The sequence below is a fragment of the Campylobacter concisus genome (assembly GCF_002165775.1).
GTDB lineage: Bacteria > Campylobacterota > Campylobacteria > Campylobacterales > Campylobacteraceae > Campylobacter_A > Campylobacter_A concisus_E.
Map to the genome: position 1 here is coordinate 84,587 of NZ_NDYP01000007.1, position 20,278 is coordinate 104,864.

The following is a 20,278-nucleotide window of genomic DNA, read 5'->3' on the forward strand; positions in this document are numbered from 1 at the left end:
ATGGGCGCAGAGGCATTTAAAGGCCAGGTACTTCGCGGCAAACCAAGCAATAATAGACACAAGAGCTTAACCCAAATGCACCAAATAGCAAGTGAATATAAGAGCGAGAAAGAGTTAAAGGGCAAGATTAGAGAGTTTGTGGAAAAGAGAGTAAATAAGTATATGACAAAGGAAAAATTTTTATGGTTTGATGAGCATTTTAGGATAGAAGCTGATAAAAAAGAGGCTTATTTATCTAGTCTTACAAATTTAGTTTATGAACAAATGCAAGATAACATAACCATCACATCTGATGAGCAGCTAAAAGAACAAGTAGTGCTTCTTGCTGGGCAAGTAACAGAACAAAACAAGATCATAGAAGAAAATAAAGAGAAAAGCATAGAAGTCTTAAGAGAAAAAGAACAGCTAGAAAAAGAGCTAGATGATTTAAAAGAAACCCAAGCTGAGCAAGATAATGAGATAACGTATCTTAAAAACAGACTAAAAGCATATACTAATCAGCAAACAAAGATAGATGAACAAAATGCATTGATGAAGAACAAAGACATAGAAAATCAATCTCTAACACGTAAAACTGAAAGTTTGCAAAAAGAAAATTCTAAGCTAAAAGACTCCAATAACAAACATATAGGTCTTTTACTAGAAATAGCAAGTACCAATCCTGAGCTAAGAGATATGATAGCAAATGAAATTCCAGAGCTAAGGAGTAAATTTATAAAAGATGATGCTGGGATGGAGATGGGGTAAAAAGTATTCTTAAAATTTACAATGCAAAATCTATAAATTTAAACTATCCAGATCAAGCTAACCATGTAAATTCTATGTAGTAAAAATTTACATGGACTTGCAATATCGCGACATACTCTACGTAACACTCCTATATCTCATATAGACATACTCGTAAATTTTTCTCTCTACATACTGAGATACTTATATTATCATAACAATTAAGTAACTCTCCCTAGAGTGTATCGAAAAAGAGATTATCTACATCGGAAAATTTTAATCTTATCTTGCTCGATAGAGTAGCTCCTATTTCTTTTATCTTTTTTTATGTCGTTTTTAATAAAAAATACATAAAAACACTTTACTTAAAAATGTAGAGATATAAAAAGAAAATTTATAATATATTGAATACCGAATCTAAATCAAATATTACATAATAATAGTGGAAATAATATTCCATATAACTATATAGAATATTTTATTACTTCATATCAAGTTTATTTAAAAATTATTGCACTATAATTTTTTTAATTTTTGATATAAAAAATCATAATTATATCTATAAATATTTTAAATGAGATTAGCTATCAGCCAAGTTGCTACGACAGTACTACTTTAAAATAGTGTAAATCCAGTATTGTAAAGTCTATAAAGGATCTGAGTTTTTGCTACTTTATATGTCAAATGTCGTTTAAGGTATATTCCTCAAAAATCAATTCGGTTGCATACCAAGGAATGATTGTTTTTAGAAGTAGACGTTTATAGATGAATTAAACTTTAAAAACACTGTAGCGTTAGATGGGATGCCAAGAATTCTTTTAAAAAGATAAGTTGAGTTTATCAGTAGAGAATATGTAAAAACGCTGGATCTCAATTTGGTATTGCATATATTAGAAAGGGCGATATTTATTAGTTTTTAAGACAACTATATTATATAGTAAGGAGAGACAATATGAATAGACGTAGTTTTATGAGGCTTGGTGCAGCATTAAGTGTAACAGCGATGGCTCCCAATCTTTTTGCGAAGGAAAACTTTACGATGTGGGGCGCGCCGGCGATCCCTAGCGTTATAATGGCCGTAGCAAGCATGCAAGGCGAGCTAGCAAAGACTCATGACGTAAGGTTGCGTATTTGGAATAGTACGGATCAACTCCGAGCAGGCGTAGCTAATAGGGAAATAAAAATTACTATGGCGCCATCAAACGTGGGAGCAAACATGCGAAATCACGGCTTAAATTTAGCTATGCTAAATTTGCTTAGCCTTGGTACGATACAAGCCATGGTAAAAGATGAGAATATAAAAACTTTTGAAGATTTTATCGGCAAAAAATTAATAATTCCTTTTAAGGGTGATATGCCTGATTTGGTTCTGCGAGCGCTTTGTAAAAAACGAGGAATAGATATTTCCAAAATAGACATTACGTATACGCAGACGCCGCCGGAAGCTGCAGGATTATTTTTACAAAAAGATTATGATATTTTAATCGCCCCTCAACCTCTTCCGGCAGCAACCATACTGCGCGGGAAGAAAATGGGGATAGCGGTACATTACGGAGTAGATATTCCTAAGGTCTGGGGAGAAAGCTTTAATACCAAGCCGTACATTCCGATGGCGGGCATTATAGTCGACGTAGATTTTTATAAAGCAAATTTGCCTCTATTTGATACGCTTCATAGCGACTTAACTAACGCTCTATCTTGGATCAAAGATAATAAGCAAAGTGCTGCCAAAATAGGAGCCGAATATCTACCGGTTCCAGAGCCGGCACTGGTTAATGCATTTGATAGGGCAAATTTGACGGTAACAAAAGCTCGCGATATGCAAGATGAGATAATGTCATTTTTTGAAACTATTTTTGAGTTTAATCCAAAGCTTTTGGGCGGTAAGATGCCCGACAAGAGTTTATTTCTATAATTAAAGATAAATTTATAAAAAAGGATAATGTCATGTTAAAACATATTTTGTGTTTATTATTTGTTTCTCTAAATATTTCGTTTGCTATGACAAACGAACAGATTGATGAATTTATATCAAAAAATAGCGTAGATATTCAGACTTTAAATGGAGTCCCAAATAAAGTTTACGCCAGTAATCCGCCGTTACTATTTTTGCTATATGCCGTTGCTCCCGAGAAAGTCAGCGGTATAAATTCTAGTTTCGGCAAAAGAGAAAAGCCGTATCTAAAAGAGAGCATGATTAACCAGCCGGTAGTAGGAGGATTTTTCGGGCAAGGCAAAATTCCAAATATGGAAATGCTTTTAAAGCTAGATCCTGATTTGATACTGGTAAATTCTGATTCTAAAAATACTCAAAAGAAATTCAAAGAAACCCTGGGTGAAATAAAAAAACCTATGCTGTACTTAAAAGGCTATGAATTAGAAGACTATATCGACTCTCTTGAAGTTTTGGGCAAAATTTTAGATAAGCAAGATAGAGCAAAAAAGCTAATAGAGTATTCTAAAAAAACCATGGATATTTCAAAAGAGCTTAATGAATATATAGCAAAAAACTCGGTTGTTAAGCCTAAAATATACTATGCCGAAGATCCCGACGGACTAGCTACCGAATGCGAGGGCTCATGGCACACTAGGCTTATAGAGCTAAGCGGTGCCGAAAATGTGCATAAATGCAGCGGAAACCCGGATGCTACGGCTTATGGGCACATCAAAATTAGCTTTGAACAAATAGCCGAATACGATCCTGATATTATATTAATTTTCGAGAAGAGCTTTTATGATAAAATCTATGACGATCCTAAATGGCAAATACTAAAAGCCGTAAAAAATAAAAGAGCTTATTACTTACCTCGCGAACCGTTTTCTTGGTTTGATCGCCCGCCTTCATTTATGAGATTCATAGGGCTTAAATGGCTTATAAATTTAACTCACCCTGATGTATTTAAATTCAATATGAATAAGGAAGTTAAGGACTTTTATAAATTATTCCTAGAGGTTGACATAAGCGATAACCAAGTAAAAGAGCTTATAGGTGAGTAAAAAAGCCTTTACGTTTTTAAGTATCTTATTACTAGGGTTTATGTTACTTTCGGTACTAATAGGAAAATACGGCTTTAATGTGGAAGATTATCTGACGTATTTTAAAGCCGTTATAAAAGGCGAAGACTTAAAAAATTATCAAGTTATGCACACTTTGATAACGGAAATTCGCCTTCCTAGAATAATGGCCTGCATTATAATAGGTGCCAGTTTGGCTATTTCTGGCTCAGCATACCAAGCCATGTTTGTAAACCCTCTAGTAAGCCCGTCAATACTTGGGGTTTTAAGCGGTGCCGGATTCGGCGCCGCCATAGGAATGTTTTTTGGATTAAACGAATATCTCATTCAGCTTAGTACCTTTGCGTTTGGTTTTATAGCGGTACTAACGGCCTTAAGTATATCGGCTTTTTACTCGCGCTCAGGTAGTATTATAGTATTGGTTCTTGGTGGCGTTATTAGCGGTTCTCTTTTTACGTCCTTACTATCAGCATTAAAATACGCAGCCGATCCAAACGACTCATTGCCGGCTATTACTTATTTTTTAATGGGTAGCCTAGGGTTTGCTTCGAAGAATTTTATTCAAATTTCGATTCTACCGATGTTTGCAGGAATACTATTGTTAGCCTTTAGCGGCAAATATTTAAATGCGCTAAGTTTGGGAGAAGAAGAGGCCAAAAGTCTGGGCATAAATGTTGCTATGGTTAAAATTTTCGTTATTTTGGTTGCTACTTTTATTAGCGCCTTAAGCGTAACGATAGCCGGCATTATCGGATGGATAGGTCTCATAGTCCCACATATGGCTCGTTTTATATTCGGGGCGGATAATCGTGCCGTATTGTCTAGTTCAGCTATGATAGGTGCTATATTTTTACTCTTTTGCGATAACTTTTCGAGACTTATGTTTACTTTTGAAGTCCCGATAGGTATAGTAACTTCACTGTTTGGAATACCTATATTTATTCTAGTGCTTCGTAGAGCTAAAAAGAGTTTTTAATGATAGAAATCAGAAATCTAAAATTCGGATACAAAGATAAGAATATACTAAACGGTATAAGTTTTAGTATCAAAAAAGGCGATACGCTTAGTATTCTGGGCGCAAACGGTAGCGGTAAAAGCACTCTCCTGCGTATTATGCTTGGATTTTTAAAATTCGAGGGTACGGTAAATATATGCGGTAAAAGCGTAAGGGGTTACGAAAAAAAAGAACTTGCAAGGCTTATAGCCTACGTTCCTCAAACGCATGCCCCGTCATATGAATATAGCGTATTTGACATAGTATTAATGGGCGCATTGTGCAGAACGTCTTTATTTTCTAACTTTAGCCTTGCCGATAAAAAGCTTGCCGAGTATGCATTGGAAAGAATGGGTATTTTAGAGCTAAAAGATGAACTTTATACTAGAATAAGCGGTGGACAAAGGCAGCTGGCATATATCGCTAGAACCTTAGTACAAGGCGCCAAAGTTATTTTTATGGACGAACCTACGACCGGGCTTGACTTCGGCAATCAAATTAAACTACTTGAAATGATAAAGACGCTAAAAGACGAGGGGTATACTTTCGTACAAACTACTCATTACCCTCGTCACGCTAAATTTGTTTCAAATCTAGTATTGTTTTTAAAAGACGGCAAGATACTGGATTTTGGAAAGTGCGATGAATTGATAAATCCATCAAATATAGATAAGATTTACGGAATAGATTATCAAAAATATGAGGACAAATTATGATATTACCTTCTAATTACGATAGGCTGGATTTTAATAAGCTTTATAAGGAGCAAAGAACAAATAGCTCTTTTATTAGGAAATCAGTAGCCAAATGGGACGTTAAGGCAGCAAGCTTTAGTGAGAGCGTACTTAAGAGCGGCTATGTTAAAGACTTTATCTCAAGAGTCGATTTTGATGGCGCAAGAACGCTTCTTGATTTCGCATGCGGCGCCGGAGCATTAAGCATAGCTGCAGCAAATAAGGTAGACAAAATTTACGGTTATGATTTTTCGTCGAAAATGCTAGAATTCGCAAAACAAAACTCTCGGGATTTTAATTGTAAAAATATTGAATTCGCGCAAAAAGCATTCGAAGACGACTTTAGCGACGTACCTGAGTGCGATATTACATTTGCATCTCGTTGCCTTGACGTAGATGACTTAAAACAAGCCCTAGAGAAATTACTTTCAAAGACGAAAAAAGCCCTTTATATTACTTTTAAAGTCGGTAGTTTCATTAATGAAGACGTTTTAAATGCTCTTGGAAGCAATATTGAAAAAAGACCAGACTTTATATATTTAATAAATATTTTATTCCAAATGGGATATCTTCCAAAGCTAGAGTATATACAAACTTCATGCGGTGACGGAATACCTGAAACTATCGACGATCTTGTTAAAAAAATACAATGGGGACTTTCGAGAGAGCTTACGGAGCCGGAAGTTTATAATCTCAATAAGTACTTTAACGGCAACCACTTTGAGCAAAAACAAGAATATATGAACTGGGCTTTCATAAGAGTAGATAAATAAAGTATAAGCCGGTACTTATTTTTCTATCTAAAAATTTAAGTTTCTATAATTTTATTTTTTATTTTAGCTACTAAAAAACGTTGAGGTAGAAATATCAAATTTTAGTAAAACTTACGATAAAGTATCGGTTTTTATTTTACTCATTGTTATTTTTTGTAAGAAGTCAAACAAGGTTTTATTAAGAAAAACTTAGACATTTTATCATTAAAAGTCATATTTAGTGTATAAATCTCGTCTAAGTTTTTATATTTTTCTTTTGCTTGGCCAAAGAAAAATTTTGGCCGTCTGCCAAGACCTTACAGCAAGCTCAGCCCGAGCTTGCTAAGTAAGTTTATCAACATATAAAAATGTTGATGCTTAATAGGGGTGAATCTAGATAATTAAAGTGTATGGTAGCATAATTTTACGCAATGTTACATAAGGTAAAGCCACGTAAAACACGTATAGTGAAGTACGGTAAGGTAAAACACGTATACCAAAGTGAAACCACGTAAAATAGGTATACCCAAGTATAGTAACGTAAATTACGTATAGTAAAGTAAGTATACGTAATTTACGTATAGTGAAGTTATGTGAAGTATAGTTAAGTGAAGTTAGGTTAAGTATAGTAGGGTATAGTGAAGTAAAACACGTATACCTAAGTAAAACCACGTAAAGCACGTATAGTGAAGTAAAGTTACGTAATAAAATGTATTATGAGATATATTAGTAACTTACCATTTCAACTTTTGCTTTTAACACACTAGCATTTATATTTGTAGCATAGGTTCCTAATAAAATTTTATACTGCTTCTCATGTCCTACTATTTGAGCTATGATATTTGGCTCTACTTCTTGTTGGACAAGCGTATCTATAAAATAGTGCCTAAAAGAGTAAAAAGTCTTTTGCTTATCGCTACTTATTAGTTTTCGTTGTATTTGGGATCTAAAAATTTCAGAAAAGTCTTTATTACTTACTTTAAAGATACTTTTGTTTGTACTAGCTCTTTGTTTTACAAACTCCATTAGTCCAAGTTCTATTAGCTTGCTATGCACTGGCACGAGTCTTATGGAATTTATATTTTTAGTACTCTTTCCATCATCTCTATTTATGCTAAAGCAAAGCACGTTATTGTGCTGCACGATGTCACGTGCTCTTAGATAAAAGCTTTCTGGAAGATATCGAATGCGTACTGCAAGACGGAAGCGTGAATATAAAGGCGATGGATGATTTTTCGCAGCTTAGGGGAGTTTTAGAGTCCTTGCCCATAAACGAAACTAGCGTAGTTTTAATCAATAGTAAAAAATCGGTTGAGGCCATAAAAGAATACGCCTTGCCAAGGGACAAAAGCATAGACGTGCTTACGATGCAATCTATCAAAGGCCTTGAGGCTCAAAATATCGTTATACACAACTTTTTGCCGTTTCTGCAAACGACGCTAAAAAACGACCGCAAGCTATTTTATAGAAAAATTTATGTTTTATTAACTAGAAGCAAGGAAAATTTATACGTTTCGATTCCGGAAAATCTTGACGAAAATTTATCCGATGGGATTAAAAACGTAATAGAAACTATAAAAAATACGCAAGCATAGCAAAAGCTACCGAAGGGCCGAGTAAAGACGAAAAAACTGCAAGCTCAAAAATAAAACTAGCCTCCATAAAACCCGTGCTAAGAGATATAAAAGAAGGAGCCGAGCTAGTGGTAGCCGGAAGCGAACTGTTTGCCATAATAGCAGGGCTATTTGGCTAGAATTTAGCCTTAAATTTGGGCTTGTAACTACCGACCAAATCATGAAAGCTAATTTTACACACATGCCTACATACTAAGTTTTATCAAAATTCGGCAGATTACGGTGTCTTATTTCATTTTGCAATCATGGCGATGGGTTTATTTTTTGTTTTTCTAGGTTTTCTAGGTTTTACGTGTTCGATTTGATTTTTTGGGATATTCAAATATTCAAACATATCTTCAAAGACGTTAAGCCCTTGTATTGCTAATATTTTTGAATCTGCATACTCGGATTGCGAGTATGTACCCTGTGTCATATCGGGTGCACAACCCAGTATAGTTTTGGTTATTTTATATTTTACTTGATCTTCGATATCGTCTTTTTTCAAATTTTCCGAATGCCCGAGCAATTTCTTATCCGTACCTACATAGTCCTTAAAGCCAGCAAGAACCAGCCACTCATCGATCGCGTTAGCAAAATTTCCTCTAAGTCTATGGACGCTTACCGTATTATCTTTTATTGCCTTATCTATATTATCTTTTATTGCCTTATCTATTTCGGCATTGAGAGCTTTGGATAGAGTTCCTTTGTTTGAATATACTTTTTTAATTTTTGCAATCCAGTCGTATTTGTAGAGATCTTTTAATAATGTATGCAATGGTATATTTCTATAAAATATCTTTCCAGCACCTTGCTTCGCAGTTTTTACCTTTAAAAACGGATGATTGCAATCCGTATAAAAACTATCTTTATTTAAATTATAAAATTCCTCCGTTCTTACGCCAGTTATTAGTAGAAATCTTAAACAATCTAAAATTTCTTTGCGCGCATTATCATGTTTGCCACTAAATATCTTTTTGAGCTCTTCAGGGGTAAAATTTCTTTTATCTGTTACGTTTTTATTTACCCCGTAGTTACTAAGTTTTTCAAACGGATTATTGTTTACTTGCTTTATTAATACTATATAGTCGAAAAAAATTCTTAACCTACCTATTATATTATTTAATGTTTTTTTGCTTATTGTTTTACCTTTCTCATCTTTTTTTGTAAATATATGGTTTTGAAATTCATCTACATCTAATTTTTCAATCTCGTATATTTTATTTTCCTCCATATATTTAATTAGTCAGTTCACGTCTTTTATGTATCTTAGCCTTGTTTCTTGCGTGTATCCTCGTTTATCACATTCGCGCTCTATAAATTTATTGCATATGGTCTTCAAATTTATACTAATTTCTAGCTTTTGATTTTTCGGTAAAAGCTCTTTTTGCTTTTTCGGTAATTTTTTAAGCGTTTCGCTCTCTAAGTACCCTGCAATATTGTCGGGTACAAATTGGTTATTGATAAATCTGCCGCCTTTTACTTTTTCATCCGTTAAAATGCCGTACTTTATTACTTCTTCGGGTATATTGTAATTTTTAAGATCTATTACGCTTGTTTTCGGCTCATTTTGCATATCAAGTTCGTTAACCGAATTAATGACGCTTTGAATTTTCATTGCAGTATCTTTGGAAACGACTTGAGTATAATATTTGGTAGGCGTTGAGTTGTTTAATTTTTTTAAAATATTCGCTCTTTTTAGCCATTTATCTTTGTCTTTTGTATTTCTGGCGTAATTCTTTATGCAATAGTCCATATCTCTCTCAAGCTGCTCCTTATCTAGGGCGTTTCCGATAAAGCCTGTCTCGATATTGTCTGTTTTGTTTATAAAAGCCTTTTTTATGCCAGAGTAAAACTTATAAAGCCCACCGAAGTCTGCGTTTTCTTCGTCAAGTAAATTTAAAATCTCTTTCTTCATACTTCACCTCTTTTTGCCAAATTATACATAACTAGCTAAAGATATTCAATAGAATTTCATCGCTAGAGATTGGAAAATATATTTAGACCATTCATAGCTTTTAGCTTTGCTTTTAGCGAGATATCCTTGGCGTATACGTCTGTTGCTAGATCGGTAGCGTGCCCGAGTAGTACCGAGGTAACATCCGTAAAACCATTTTCTAGGGAGTAATTTTTAATAGCGGACGCAAAATTTGCCCTTAGCCTATGAAAGCTTACGTTAGAGTCCGGTAAAACGGCATGAATATGTTTGTTAAGCCTTTTTCCAAGATAATTACAATCGCTTTTGCCTTTTTTTATTTTCGTTAACCACTTCATATCGCTTAGACGATATATATTTTTATGTATCGGCAGCTCTCTAAATTTAACATCTCCGCCTTTTTGCTTGGCAGTTTGAACTTTGATAAATTTAATACCGTCTCGCTCGCTTACGCTACTTTCATCTAAGCTCCAAATTTCGCTAAGCCTAAGTCCAGTGTGCAAGGCAAACGCCATATAATCTTTAAGCTCTTTTTTATCCGTCTTAAAAATTTTAACGAGTTCATCCATGCTAAAATTATCCTTCGGCGATTTTTGATCTTTGGAAATTTTAAACGAGCTTAAAAGCTTAAACGGGTTTTGAGATATAAGGCCTATTTTGATAGCATAGTCAAACATTCTACTTGCGTAGCACGTGTAGTTATTGATGGTCTTTTTGTTAAGCCTTTTATTATTTAAGAGATGTAATTGAAAATCCTCGCAGTCCTGATAAGAAATTTGGGTTATCTGCTTGTGCTTAAAATAAATGTCAAGTGCTTTGGCTACTCTCTGATAGTATCCAGTATTTTTACTATTTGACTTCTTACTTTCGTTTTGAGCGTATCTGGATGCTATATCCGTAAATTTTATCGATTTTTGTGTTTTCTTTGGCCTATCGTTTTCTTGACATTCTTTTCTATTGACAAACATATCGTTGTCGGCTTTGGTAATCCCATAAATACCCGATATAACTTTTTCAAATATTTCTTTATATTCGGTCGTCGATAGTCGATGCGATTTGTTTTTAATATTTTTTTGAATGGTGCGTATCTTGTATCTTAACGGTAAATCAATAAATTTTTTGGTTTGAGCAGAATTACGTCTATTATCGGCTTCGTTTTTTATTTTTAAAGCGATGGCTTTGGCCTCAAACTCATTGTCCGTAAATAGACAATATTTGACGGTGATAATTTTATCATTTTTCAAAGCCTTATCGAAATAGTAGTAGCTTGGTCTATTTTTGATTCGAGTTATTAATTTAGAAGTCATTGCAAACTCCTAATCTAATAAGTAAACGATGTAACAGAAATCCAAATTCGGTGTAACAAAATAAAATCGTCCAAAATTTGAGACAAAAATATGGTGATATAGGCTGCTTAAAAATGCTGAAATACAGATATCTGAAGATATATTTTAAGAGTAGTTGTGGCCGGGAGATAGGGATTCGAACCCCAGGAGGCTTTCACACCTCAACGGTTTTCAAGACCGCCGCTTTCGACCGCTCAGCCATCTCCCGATTTAAAGATTTGTGATTATAACCAACTTTGCTTAAAATTTACTATAATCTCTAAAATTTACTCTGTTTTTTCTTTAATATATGTAGCTCCATTATTTATCTTTTCTTTGGTCCATTCTTTGGCATTATGAGTATCTTCTTTTACGCCATGCCAAGTATTTGAACAACCAGCTACAAAAAATGCTATACAAGCTGCTAAAAGTAAATTTCTCACTGTTATTCCTTCGAGTAGTTATTTTTGAAGTTTGGAGGCGACACCCGGATTCGAACCGGGGATCAAAGCTTTGCAGGCTCATGCCTTACCACTTGGCCATGTCGCCATATCGTGGTGCCCGAGACCGGACTTGAACCGGTACGGTAAAAACTACCGAGGGATTTTAAGTCCCTTGCGTCTACCATTCCGCCACTCGGGCTAAGTTAATGGAGCGGGAAACGAGATTCGAACTCGCGACCCCAACCTTGGCAAGGTTGTGCTCTACCCCTGAGCTATTCCCGCGTTAAAGTTTGCAATATTATCCAAAAATTGCTTAAAATTTTATTTTGCTAAAACAAATTTCAAAATATTGTAAGCCATAAAAAGATAAAATGCCAAAATCTATTTGGGGTTATAGCTCAGCTGGGAGAGCGCTTGAATGGCATTCAAGAGGTCGGCGGTTCGATCCCGCTTAACTCCACCAGTGCTTTACTATCTCTTTTGCTTAATATATTTTCACTACTTTTTACTAAAATTTACGCCACATATATGTAAAAATTCAGATTTCTTTCGCTAAATTACAAATATGCAAAATTTAAAACAATATGTCAATAAAATTTTTAAAAGTCATAGTGACGGCAATGATCGTGCCTTTAGCTTTGAATTTGATGGACAAAAATTTTGGTTAAAATGCATTGAAAAAAACATTGAAGGTGGCTTTTTAACTAAAATTTTTAAACCAAACCCTTATAAGTCATTTGCTGCAGAGATAAAAAAGCTTGAAATTTTAAACGAAGCAAATGCCCCTGCTCCAAAACTTGTGCTAAAAAGCGATGAATTTTTCGTTATAGAAGATGTTGGCGAGCCGATCTCTCAGCTTTTAAAGTATAGCAACGATGAAAATTTTAAGCATGAAATTTTACTAAAAGCAGCCCGTGCATTAGCTGGACTTCATGCACTAAATTTCACGCACGGACGCCCAGCACTTAGGGATATCGCCATAAAAAATGACGAAGTCAAATTTTTGGATTTTGAGTCAAAATTTTTGAGCAATGATCTAGAGCTTAGAAAGTGTCGTGATCTGCTAGTTTTCATCCACGAGCTATACCGACAAAAAATTTCAAGCGAGCTTGTAAGGGAGGTAATTAATGAGTATTTAGCGGCTGGTGGAGCTCAAATTTATGCACGCTCGCTACAGCTAGTGGTGAAATTTAAGCCACTTTACTACCTGTTAAAGCCGTTTAAGCCTCTAAACAAAAAGGATCTAAATGCGGCTATTAGAACTTTTGAATACCTTTTACCAATCGCCCAAAATAGATAAATTTACAAGGCAAAAGCACTTTTTGCTAATAGAACTCTTTGCGTAGTGCCCCTATCACACTAGCACATAGCCGATTTTTCTCTCATAACCTAAAAATAATCTTCTAAATTTTATCTCTGCTTAACAAAAAATAAATTAATATTCGTTATTAAAATTTTTAAAGGAGATATATGCTTTTCAAGCGTAACAAAATCATTTTCAACATCCACCTAATAATCGGACTAATTGCGGCTATTCCGCTAATATTCATGACTCTTTCAGCACCATTTGCGTCTTATAGAGAAGAGATCAAAAGTGCGATAAATAAAAATTTTATAAACTTAGTTCCTAGCGAAAAAGAAAATTTAAGCTTAAATGAACTCCTAGCTAAAGCAAAAAATGAGATTCAATTTGATACGCTTGAAAGCTTACAAATAGGTGGAGCAAATGAAGCTTATCGTATAAGCATTACAAAGGATAAAAAGCAATTAAATTTCTTTATAGATCCAAGAAATGGCGAGGTGATCAGTGAGGATTGGGGTGAGAAATTTCGTATCATTATCTTAAGTCTTCATAGAAATTTAGGACTTGCCTTGCTTGATAGCAAAGTACCAGCCAATATCGGCAAACAAATAGTTGCCATTAGCTCTATCATCATGGCTCTGCTTGCTATCAGTGGCCTCATCCTCTACGCACCAGCGATTAAGCGAAATTTTTTAAATTCTCTAAAAATTAAACCAAAAGCAAAGGGCTACGCCTGCTTCTACAACCTTCACACCAGCCTTGGCGCCTACGTGGCGATCTTACTTGTGGTGATGTCACTAACTGGACTTTACTGGTCTTATGGCTGGGTCAGAAGTGGCGTAAATAGTATATTTTTTGACCTAAAAACAGCTCCAATGAAAAAAAGTCTACCGCAATCAAATTTACTCCCAATAAGCGACGAGAAATTTAAAGAGATCGAGGCTGCGGAGCAAATTTTTAAAGATAACGTCACGCTAGAGCTAAAATCGCTCACGATAAACGTGCCTGAAAACAACCAAACTACCTATACTATAAACTATGAAACTAGCGAGAGCCAAGTGGGCAAGCTAAAGCTTGACGCGAGCGTTGGCAAGATCAAAGAGAATAAACTTGTTAGCAAGTCTGAAAGCATTCCAGAGGCTAAAAAAGCTGGCCGCAAAGTGCTTAGTCTGCACACCGGTGAGATGTTTGGCGAGATCGGCCAGATCGTATTTGCAGTATCATGCGTGATCGCAGTTTTACTAATAATAACTGGCTTTTTCATGACCATAAAAAGGACTAAGGCGCTCTAAATAAAAGTAAATTTTTACCTTGCTTTGGGTAAGATTTTAAGAAATTTTTACTACAAACAAGAGAGAAATTTATGAATAGAAAACGCATCTACAACCCAAGTTCAAATGAAAATTTGACCGACAGAAGAGTCTTTAACGGCAACCCGCACGGCATTTTAAATTTCACCAAGGCAAAATACGAGTGGGCGTTAAAGCTTTGGGACCTCATGGAGGCAAACACCTGGTTTCCAAAAGAGGTCGATACCACCGACGACGTGCGCGACTACGCCTACAACCTCACAGAGGCCGAAAAACGCATGTATGACCTAGTTTGGAGCCAGCTCATCTCAATGGATAGCTTTCAAACTAACAACCTAGCCGATAACATCAACCCTTACATCACCGCACCAGAGATCAACGCCGTGTTAAGCCGCCAAGCCTACGAAGAGGCAAACCACAGCAAGTCTTACGCTGTCATGGTCGAGGCGATCTGTGACAACACCGACCTCATCTACGAGATGGAGAAACATGACGATGTCTTACGCGAGAAAAACGACTACATCTCAAGCGTCTATGAAGAACTTGCGGGTGAAGTGACTGACGAGAAGCTACTTCTTGCGATGGTTGCCAACCAAATTTTAGAGGGGATCTATTTTTACAGCGGCTTTACAGCGATCTACGCTCTAGCTCGCGCTGGCAAGATGCTAGGCTCAGCGCAGATGATACGCTTCATCCAACGCGACGAGATCACGCACCTACTTTTGTTTCAAAATATGATAAATTCAGTCCGCAAAGAAAGACCCGATCTCTTTACGCCTGAGACTGAGGCAAAAATTTATGATATGTTTGAAAAAGCTGGAAATTTAGAGATCAAATGGGGCAAATACATCACTCAAAACCAAATAATGGGCTTTACTGATGATATCATCGAGCAGTACATCCACTATCTCATCGACCAACGCCTAGTTGCGATCGGCCTAAAACGCAAATACAACGTCACTCACCCGATCAAATGGGTCGATGACTTTGCGAAATTTAACGACCAAAAGTCAAATTTCTTTGAAGCAAAGGTGACAAACTATAGCAAGGGAAGTATCAGCTTTGATGACTTTTAAAAATAGCATCTTAGCCCTTGCCTGCGTGCTTTTTATAGGTTGCGCAAATAGTAATCAAAGGATAATTGATCAAGCAAATAAAAATAATCTCGAAAATTTCTACGCCTACAAGCTTATCAAGGTAAAAGAGACAAGCCAAGCAGAAATCTATCAAGAGATGCCAAACGGCGAAATTGCACCAAGTTTCGCACCGCTAGGATCTGTGCTAGGAAATGACGTGATGCTTAGCATAAACAAACAGTGTGGCTTTGAAGCAAAAGACCTAAAAGAGGTAAGAGTAGTTTCACATGATGAGGATATAGGTCTTGGCTTTGAGGTCTGGGTTTTTAATGACCCACTCTCCCAGCGCGATGATAAAATCACAGCTATAAGCGTTATTTTAAAAGCTACACCAAACATCGGTGGTACGGATATAAACTGCAAAATTCCAAAAGACTGCCACGACGAAAAACCTATGACATTTGTATTTGGAAAATAAATGGACGAAAATTTAAACCTAATAAGCCTAACTTTAAAGGCAAAAAATGCAACAGATCGTCTAGAGGAGCTTGCAAATTTAGTTGAGGCTGCGCCTGAAAATTCGCTCATTCTTGCAAGCGAGCTTTGCATAAGCGGCTATGACTTTGACGGCTTTTTTGCTGGGGCGAACAAAGCCATGCTTGGTGGCATGATAGGCAGCTTTGATGCGATGCTACTTGAGCGCTTGCAAGAGGTGCTTAGTCCAGATAAATTTCTTGGTTTTACGCACCTTAGCAGCCTAAACAAAAGCGCAGGGCTCGCTCAAATTTCAAATCTAAATCCGCACCAACCAAAAATTTATAACGAATTTTTACTTCTTAACTCAAACAACGTCTTTCATTCGCAGTTTAAGGCTGAGCTTTTTAGACCAAATTTAGAGCACGAGATCTTTGCCGCCGGCGAGGTGAGCGATATAAATGCCTTTACATTTAAAGGGCTAAAGCTTGGCGTGCTAATATGCTTTGAGCTACGTGATAGCAGGCTTTGGGCAAAGCTAAGAGGCTGTGACATCATCATGGTACCAGCCATGTGGGGCAAGGCCAGAGAGGAAGCCTACCTTAGCCTTTGTAAGGCACTTGCCATTGCAAACAACTGCTACGTCATGATCTCAAGCTCACTTGATCTAGAGGTCGCTGGGGTCTTTTTACCAGATGGCACGCTAGAGCAAAGCGCGGTTTTTGACGCAAATTTTATCACACAGATAAAGAAAAATTTAGGGCTTTTATAAATTTTAAGATAAGCTTTAAATCGTATAATAACGATTTAATTTTTGTTTAGGATAGAAATTTTGACCCAACTAGAAGCAATAAAATGCCAAAATTTAGCTAGCGACATAGCTGACGAGATCACGCTAAGTCCACTTTTGTTTGACGCGATATCAAAAACTGAGCGCGAAATTTTCGTACCCATCACCGCCCATGCCTATAAGCTTGACGCACAGCCAATCCTGGGTAATCAGTGGATCAGCTCGCCGCTAACTGTGGCAAAGATGACGATGGCGCTAGAGTGCGAAAATATGGATAACATCCTAGAAATAGGCTGCGGCAGTGGCTATCAAGCAGCGATTTTAAGCAAACTTGCACATAGAATTTTTAGTGTCGAGCGAATAGAGAAACTAGCCATGGAGGCGAAAAAACGCTTCGAGGCGCTAAAAATCAGAAACGTACACGTAAGATATGATGACGGCAACAACGGCTGGCGAAGCTACGCACCATTTGATCGTATCCTGCTCTCGGCAGCTGCTGATGAGATCTCACCGAATTTATTTAAGCAGCTTAAAAATGGTGGAATTTTAGTAGCTCCAATGAAAAAAGATGGCAAGCAATTTATCGCTAAATTTAAAAAAGATAAAGATGGAAATTTAGAAAAAGAGTACTTAGATGAGTGCCTTTTTGTGCCACTTCTTGAAGGTAGAGAGTAACCTAAAATAAGGCAAAGCCTAAGCCTTGCCTAAAGGTTAGAATTTATAAGTATAGCCTGTATAAATTCCTATAGTCGTATCTCTTAGCTGAGCTCCGCTATTTTTCTTATAAAGAGTCTTATCAGCTTTTAAGCCAAACTCGATCGCGTTATGTTCATCAAATGAGTAGATGCCACCCGCTTTCGCGCCAACTAGCAAGCCTTTGAAATTTTTCTTACTTGTTTCGTTATTAAAACTCTCTCTAACGCTCAAGTAGCCAAGACCTGTGTATCCGCCAAGAACAGCTTTAAAATTTTCAGTGATGCTTGGTGTATAATCAACACCGCCTAGAAATTTATGCTTACTCCATTTTGCGTCTGATTCGCCAGCATTTTTCCTGGCTTTAAAGTCATAATAATAACCGCCATACGCTCTATAGCTGTCAAAATCATAACCACCATAAAAGCCAAGACCATAGTGACCTTTTTTGAAGTTATTTTTCTCACTACTTGCTATGTTTTTTGTTTTAATTTTTGAGTTAAACGAATAATCACCTTCACCACCAACAAATGCACCTTGAGCTAGCGCCGCTGAACTCACCAAAGCTAGAACCAAGCTCGATTTTACAAGTAAATTTTTCATACTTCTCCTTTCGAAATTTTTATGATTTTACAGTCAAGCTTTTAATCTATATGAAATTTAAATTTAACAAAGCCCTATTTTAATCATCCTTTGGCTTTAAAAATTTAATAAGCTATTTTATACTAGGTGTGTTACATGGAATTTAATTTGACTATAAATTTATCCATAAAAGTAAATGTAGTAAGCATGAGCATTGTTATAAACTAAGAGTAAAAATACTTAAATTTGGCACAGCTCTAGGGCAAATCCTAAGCCCGTAGCCATGCCAAATTTATTAAGTTACGCCCTAAAAATGCACCTTAAATTTTGCCCAAAAGCTTCTGCCAGGCTCATAAAGCCTCGTGCCGTTCGGGATAGTTTCGTAGCCTGCGATACCGCCGCCGTAGCCGCCTTTTGAGTTATGATAGGCGTATTTGGCGTCATTTAAATTTTCCGCCGCTAGCAAAAATTGATAATTTTTATATTTATAGCCCGCACTTAGCCCCAGCGTCCAAAAGCTATCGCTCTTGCCCAGGTCCATGCCGCCCACGTCGCCGTAGCCTTTTTGCGCGCGGTTTTGCGACGCGTTAGCGTAGAAGTCGGCTTTGACGAACCAGTCTGGCTTTTCTAAGCCGGCGCTTAGCTTAAACGCTAGAGGCGAAACCTTAGGCAGTGCATCGCCGTCTTTTAGGCCGCCCGCGTTTTTAGTCACCTTGCCGTAGACGTAGGATACTCCCGCCCCCAGCCTAAATATATCGGCTAGTAGCGTAGTGCCCTCTATCTCGCCGCCGTATAGCAGGGCGTCGGTATTAAAGGCGTCTGAGGACATGCCCATAGTATTATACTTTAGCATGATATAATCATCCATCTTTGAGACGAAGAAATTCGCGCTTAGTTCGTAGTTTCGATCTTTTAGCACTGCGCCAAAATCCAGCTGAGTGTTTCTTTCTTTATGCAGCGCTAGGTTTGCGTCCTTGTTCGTTTCCCAGTGATCAGGTAGTCTTTGTGCATGCCCTAGACCTGCGTAGAGAGTTAAATTTTGCAGATATTTTTCGTATCTAAAAAACCCTGCGAATAAATTTTCTTTCCTGCTCTTATGCGTTTTTAACAGTTTTCTCTCGCCCGCGTCCAGCCTAAGTCCGCCAAAAAGCCCGTAGTCGTTTTCAAGGACGTATTCGTTTTGAGTGTATATCGTTTTATACGTTACCTTGCACTCTTTTGCGTGCGGCTTTGATACGGCTGCGTCCATTTCGGCTTTAGATACGCCGGCTCCGCCCGTTCCGGCGCCTCTCCACTTAAATACATCCTCAGAGTACCCAGCGCCAAGATAGCTTGTTAGATTGTCGAAATTTAGCTCGCCTTCTAGCTTAAAGCCGTACATATCGCGTATCGGGTGACTGATGCTATATCCCTTGCCGCGCCCCGTACCCGGTACCACCGGACGCATGGTGAAGTTGTCCATTATGTGATCGATTTGATGATAGTACGAGCTTAGCCTGATCTTGTGCTCGCCGACGTCTTGTTCAAATTTGAATCCGAAAGATTTACGGTCAAACTGCACGCCGTCCCTCATCCTGTCCGCATACGCCGCTTCGCCCTCGCCCAGATCCGCGCTTAGCTGCAAGGCAGTAGTTTCCGTGGGCGTTAGCGTGCCCACGAACGAGACGCTGTTGCGTTTATAGTGCGTATGCATTTTCTGTCCGTCGCCACTTTTATAATCGCCGCTCTGGTAGTGCCCGCCAGAAATTTCTAGGCTACCTAGCTCGTTACCCGCCGCTACGTCTGCAGCAGTTTCAAATCTTCTAAAACTACCACCCAGCACGCTTACGTTTCCTCCGAAGCTCGGTTTTGACAGCCTTGCTATCTCTCTATCGAAAAATATACCGCCGCTAATGAGTGCGCCGTATCTGACGTCTTGCGGGCCTTTTACGATGCGAACCGAGCTGTAGTTTTGCGCCGAGATGTAAGTGATGGGCGTATCCATGCGCATACCACAACCGCCGTTTAGCGTGCTACCGTCGATTAGCACCGGCAGTCTGGCCGCCGTCTGCGAGCGGTAATAAACCTCGCTGCCGCCTCCGCCCTTGCGCTCCATCGTAAAGCCGCTCAAATTTAAAAGCGATTTAGCGATGTCGCCGTTTTCTAGTATCGCACCTTTGCCCACTATTTGAGCCTTTGTCGGTTCGTCAAGAATGGACTTTTGTATCTTTGCAGAACGGTAACTGGTGCCAAGTCTATCGTTTCTTCAGCACCAAGCATTAAATTTGGTACTAGAGCAAATGCCAAAACGTAAGAAATTTTTATGTTTAGTCCTATGAAATTAATATTTAAAATTAAAATTAAAGCAAAAATAAACTTAAATAAAGTATAAATATTTATATAACATTAATTTTACAATACAGAAATTTGACTCAAATAGTATTATTTTAGTTGGACTGCATTAAATATATAAAGAAACAATTTTGGTGAATTAAAACCGAAGCAATCTCGGTTTTATTAAAAATTTTTAGCA

20 protein-coding genes and 5 tRNA genes are annotated in these 20,278 nt (G+C 37.3%); 14 read left to right on the forward strand and 11 right to left on the reverse strand.

Annotated elements, in window-relative coordinates:
- The 6 genes from B9N66_RS06980 (at position 1) to B9N66_RS07005 (ending at position 6,242) form a co-directional block, all read left to right on the forward strand.
- A complete protein-coding gene (locus tag B9N66_RS06980; protein WP_087580450.1) occupies positions 1 to 747 on the forward strand; it encodes a hypothetical protein in 747 nt (248 codons plus the stop codon).
- Between the two features lie 931 nt (positions 748 to 1,678).
- Positions 1,679 to 2,641: an ABC transporter substrate-binding protein gene (locus tag B9N66_RS06985; protein WP_087580451.1), complete on the forward strand. Its 963-nt coding sequence runs from the start codon at positions 1,679 to 1,681 to the stop codon at positions 2,639 to 2,641.
- A gap of 32 nt (positions 2,642 to 2,673) precedes the next feature.
- Positions 2,674 to 3,723 carry an ABC transporter substrate-binding protein gene (locus tag B9N66_RS06990; RefSeq protein ID WP_087580452.1) on the forward strand — a complete coding sequence of 350 codons (1,050 nt, stop codon included), beginning with the start codon at positions 2,674 to 2,676 and terminating at the stop codon, positions 3,721 to 3,723.
- On the forward strand, positions 3,716 to 4,717 hold the full coding sequence (locus B9N66_RS06995) for a FecCD family ABC transporter permease (protein WP_087580453.1): 1,002 nt from the start codon (positions 3,716 to 3,718) through the stop codon (positions 4,715 to 4,717). The genes B9N66_RS06990 and B9N66_RS06995 overlap by 8 nt, the downstream gene beginning before the upstream one ends.
- Positions 4,717 to 5,451, forward strand: coding sequence for an ABC transporter ATP-binding protein (locus B9N66_RS07000; RefSeq protein WP_087580454.1), 735 nt, complete (start codon positions 4,717 to 4,719; stop codon positions 5,449 to 5,451). The genes B9N66_RS06995 and B9N66_RS07000 overlap by 1 nt, the downstream gene beginning before the upstream one ends.
- Positions 5,448 to 6,242 (forward strand): class I SAM-dependent methyltransferase, encoded by a 795-nt coding sequence (locus tag B9N66_RS07005; protein WP_087580455.1) that lies wholly within the window; start codon positions 5,448 to 5,450, stop codon positions 6,240 to 6,242. Before B9N66_RS07000 ends, B9N66_RS07005 begins: the two co-directional genes overlap by 4 nt.
- Positions 6,243 to 6,947: 705 nt before the next feature.
- Here B9N66_RS07005 and B9N66_RS07010 read toward each other — a convergent pair.
- Positions 6,948 to 7,364: a hypothetical protein gene (locus B9N66_RS07010; protein WP_257639799.1), complete on the reverse strand. Its 417-nt coding sequence runs from the start codon at positions 7,362 to 7,364 to the stop codon at positions 6,948 to 6,950.
- Positions 7,365 to 7,372: 8 nt separating this feature from the next.
- Here B9N66_RS07010 and B9N66_RS09710 point away from each other — a divergent pair, with 8 nt between their 5' ends.
- Positions 7,373 to 7,816, forward strand: a complete 444-nt coding sequence (locus tag B9N66_RS09710) for a hypothetical protein (RefSeq protein ID WP_180382083.1) — start codon at positions 7,373 to 7,375, stop codon at positions 7,814 to 7,816.
- Between the two features lie 271 nt (positions 7,817 to 8,087).
- Here the strand turns inward: B9N66_RS09710 and B9N66_RS07020 are convergent, their stop codons facing one another.
- From B9N66_RS07020 to B9N66_RS07050, 8 genes are all read right to left on the reverse strand, one after another.
- A complete protein-coding gene (locus B9N66_RS07020) occupies positions 8,088 to 9,068 on the reverse strand; it encodes a hypothetical protein (protein WP_087580456.1) in 981 nt (326 codons plus the stop codon).
- Positions 9,069 to 9,080: 12 nt separating this feature from the next.
- Positions 9,081 to 9,752, reverse strand: a complete 672-nt coding sequence (locus B9N66_RS07025) for a hypothetical protein (RefSeq protein ID WP_087580457.1) — start codon at positions 9,750 to 9,752, stop codon at positions 9,081 to 9,083.
- Between the two features lie 62 nt (positions 9,753 to 9,814).
- Complete coding sequence (locus B9N66_RS07030) at positions 9,815 to 10,738, reverse strand: tyrosine-type recombinase/integrase (RefSeq protein ID WP_257639800.1); 924 nt, start codon at positions 10,736 to 10,738, stop codon at positions 9,815 to 9,817.
- Between the two features lie 496 nt (positions 10,739 to 11,234).
- Positions 11,235 to 11,324 (reverse strand) — tRNA-Ser (locus tag B9N66_RS07035).
- Positions 11,325 to 11,382: 58 nt separating this feature from the next.
- The gene (locus tag B9N66_RS09715) at positions 11,383 to 11,538 is read right to left on the reverse strand and encodes a hypothetical protein (protein WP_180382084.1); all 156 of its coding nucleotides are present in this window, start codon (positions 11,536 to 11,538) and stop codon (positions 11,383 to 11,385) included.
- Between the two features lie 32 nt (positions 11,539 to 11,570).
- Positions 11,571 to 11,644 (reverse strand) — tRNA-Cys (locus tag B9N66_RS07040).
- Between the two features lie 6 nt (positions 11,645 to 11,650).
- A tRNA-Leu gene (locus tag B9N66_RS07045) sits at positions 11,651 to 11,737 on the reverse strand.
- 8 nt (positions 11,738 to 11,745) lie between these two features.
- A tRNA-Gly gene (locus B9N66_RS07050) sits at positions 11,746 to 11,820 on the reverse strand.
- A gap of 105 nt (positions 11,821 to 11,925) precedes the next feature.
- Between B9N66_RS07050 and B9N66_RS07055 the strand changes: the two genes are divergently transcribed.
- The 7 genes from B9N66_RS07055 (at position 11,926) to B9N66_RS07085 (ending at position 17,166) form a co-directional block, all read left to right on the forward strand.
- Positions 11,926 to 12,001: transfer RNA gene (locus B9N66_RS07055), tRNA-Ala, on the forward strand.
- A 102-nt stretch (positions 12,002 to 12,103) separates the two neighbouring features.
- Positions 12,104 to 12,838, forward strand: coding sequence for a spore coat protein (locus B9N66_RS07060; RefSeq protein ID WP_087580459.1), 735 nt, complete (start codon positions 12,104 to 12,106; stop codon positions 12,836 to 12,838).
- Between the two features lie 170 nt (positions 12,839 to 13,008).
- Complete coding sequence (locus tag B9N66_RS07065) at positions 13,009 to 14,133, forward strand: PepSY-associated TM helix domain-containing protein (RefSeq protein WP_087580460.1); 1,125 nt, start codon at positions 13,009 to 13,011, stop codon at positions 14,131 to 14,133.
- Positions 14,134 to 14,204: 71 nt separating this feature from the next.
- The gene (locus tag B9N66_RS07070; RefSeq protein WP_021092521.1) at positions 14,205 to 15,227 is read left to right on the forward strand and encodes a ribonucleotide-diphosphate reductase subunit beta; all 1,023 of its coding nucleotides are present in this window, start codon (positions 14,205 to 14,207) and stop codon (positions 15,225 to 15,227) included.
- Complete coding sequence (locus tag B9N66_RS07075; protein ID WP_087580461.1) at positions 15,217 to 15,705, forward strand: hypothetical protein; 489 nt, start codon at positions 15,217 to 15,219, stop codon at positions 15,703 to 15,705. The genes B9N66_RS07070 and B9N66_RS07075 overlap by 11 nt, the downstream gene beginning before the upstream one ends.
- Positions 15,706 to 16,473 carry a carbon-nitrogen hydrolase family protein gene (locus B9N66_RS07080; RefSeq protein ID WP_087580462.1) on the forward strand — a complete coding sequence of 256 codons (768 nt, stop codon included), beginning with the start codon at positions 15,706 to 15,708 and terminating at the stop codon, positions 16,471 to 16,473. It begins immediately after the preceding gene.
- A gap of 60 nt (positions 16,474 to 16,533) precedes the next feature.
- Positions 16,534 to 17,166 (forward strand): protein-L-isoaspartate(D-aspartate) O-methyltransferase, encoded by a 633-nt coding sequence (locus B9N66_RS07085; RefSeq protein ID WP_087580463.1) that lies wholly within the window; start codon positions 16,534 to 16,536, stop codon positions 17,164 to 17,166.
- A 36-nt stretch (positions 17,167 to 17,202) separates the two neighbouring features.
- On the opposite strand, the gene B9N66_RS07090 is transcribed toward B9N66_RS07085, so the two are convergent.
- Positions 17,203 to 17,787, reverse strand: coding sequence for a hypothetical protein (locus B9N66_RS07090; RefSeq protein ID WP_087580464.1), 585 nt, complete (start codon positions 17,785 to 17,787; stop codon positions 17,203 to 17,205).
- A 286-nt stretch (positions 17,788 to 18,073) separates the two neighbouring features.
- Positions 18,074 to 19,930, reverse strand: coding sequence for a TonB-dependent receptor domain-containing protein (locus B9N66_RS07095; protein ID WP_180382085.1), 1,857 nt, complete (start codon positions 19,928 to 19,930; stop codon positions 18,074 to 18,076).
- Positions 19,931 to 20,278: the final 348 nt, after the last annotated feature.